This is a genomic window from Myxococcus sp. AM009, assembly GCF_013372605.1.
Lineage (GTDB): Bacteria > Myxococcota > Myxococcia > Myxococcales > Myxococcaceae > Myxococcus > Myxococcus vastator.
The window spans coordinates 1-1,569 of sequence record NZ_JABXEP010000339.1; the positions used below are offsets into that span (position 1 = coordinate 1).

Genomic DNA, 1,569 nt, shown 5'->3' on the forward strand with positions numbered 1-1,569 from the left:
TCATCCCACCCCTCCCGGCGCCGCCATGCCGCTCGCGCCCCGTGTACTCATACGGATGTACCGACCTGCCGACGGAGCAGCGCCTAAGCAGCCCGCGTGCCAGAGGTCGCACGCGGCGTGTTTCTCCTTAAGAGCGCCAACGAATTCGCCATTTCGGGTGCGCTGGATTCCCCGGCGGATCTGAAAAAATGCCCGGATCGAGACGTGCCGTTCCCAACGGGAGGCTGTGAAAAGGACCGGGTTGCCCGTCCGGGGGCCTGTTCCTAGGTTTGCCCGCGCCAGGCTGTGGTTCGTGGAGGTGCGGCGTGTACTGGACGATGGGAATCATCCTGATGGTGTTGTGGGGGCTGGGGCTGACCACTGGCTCCACCGAGGGTTACTGGGTCCACCTGTTGCTGTTGTTCGCGATGGTGGCGTTCCTGCTGGCGGTGGTGTCTCAAGGCCGTCGGGCGGCGTCGGCGTGAGGCGCGGGGCGCCCGAGGTGATGGGGGTGGAGCTGCCGCGGGACTCCGTGGGCTTCACGCGCCGCGAGTGCCCGGAGTGTCAGCGGCCCTTCAAGACGCGTCCGGGGCCCATGGACTCGCGCGCGGTGCTGCACAAGCTCCTGGGCTTCTTTCCCTTCGAGAATGCCCACGAGTGCGTGGAGGGCGTTCCCGTCTGGGGCTGCCCGTACTGTGGCTACCGCGCGGAGGCGGATGCTTTTCTCACGCCCGCCCAGCAGGGGCACCTGGAGGCCGTGGCGCGCGGCTGGGCCAACCACGTGCGGTACGAGCAGCTGGCGCATGTGGCGCGCACGTTGGCCGTCAACCCCAGGCCGACCTTCGTGGCGGTGGAGCCGGAGGCGCTGCCGGGCCCCATGGAGCCAGAGCCGGATGAGCTGCTGCGAGTCATGCCCATGCTCTGCTGTGGCGAAGAGGTGAAGGTCGTCTGGGATTGGGACCAGGCACTCCACTGCTTCTCCTGCGGCGCGCGGCATGATCCGATGAGCGGCCGCCAGCAGGTGGAGCTGCGCTTCGTCTCCGAGTAGCGCCCGGGGTGGACGCGGGCGGGCGGTGACGGCAGGCTGGAGGGGACATGACGTGGGTCTCCCCCCGGGCCATGCTCGCGTGCCTGCTGTTGGCCGCGGGCGCCGCCGCCGCGCACGACGCCGACATCATTTATATTGAAGCGCACCGCGCCGGGCCCGAAGCGCCCGAGGTCCGTCAGCTGTTGACGATGACACCGCGGACGCTGGCCATGCTCCTGGCCGACGCGGACGGGGGCTCGCTCCTCACGCGGGCCGCGCTGGACGCGCGGCGTGACGCCATCGCCGCGAGCGTCTGGGACGCGATGCCGCTGGCTTCCGGAGGCTTGCCCTGCGCGCGGACCGCGCACGCCGCGGCGCCGCGCCAGTCCTTCGTGGAGCTGTCCGCCACCTTCACGTGTCCACCGGGCGGAATGCGCCAGCGCTTCCAGGTGCTGGCGCGGCTGCCGCCGGAGTACCGGGTGATCCTGGGCAGCGTGAGGGAAGGGGAGGTCCCGGGCGCAGTGTTCGCGGAGGCCGGGCGGCCGGAGGTGGACGTCCCGGAG

The 1,569-nt window shown here is 70.4% G+C and carries 2 protein-coding genes and 1 pseudogene; all 3 read left to right on the top strand.

All coding sequences use genetic code 11. The features are described 5' to 3' along the window. Positions 1-305 precede the first annotated feature (305 nt). Complete coding sequence (locus HV824_RS35680; protein WP_176420854.1) at positions 306-464, top strand: lmo0937 family membrane protein; 159 nt, start codon at positions 306-308, stop codon at positions 462-464. Beyond that, positions 461-1,027 carry a hypothetical protein gene (locus tag HV824_RS35685; protein WP_176420853.1) on the top strand — a complete coding sequence of 189 codons (567 nt, stop codon included), beginning with the start codon at positions 461-463 and terminating at the stop codon, positions 1,025-1,027. Before HV824_RS35680 ends, HV824_RS35685 begins: the two co-directional genes overlap by 4 nt. A gap of 47 nt (positions 1,028-1,074) precedes the next feature. Continuing rightward, positions 1,075-1,569, top strand: a pseudogene (locus HV824_RS35690) (HupE/UreJ family protein); the annotation flags it as partial.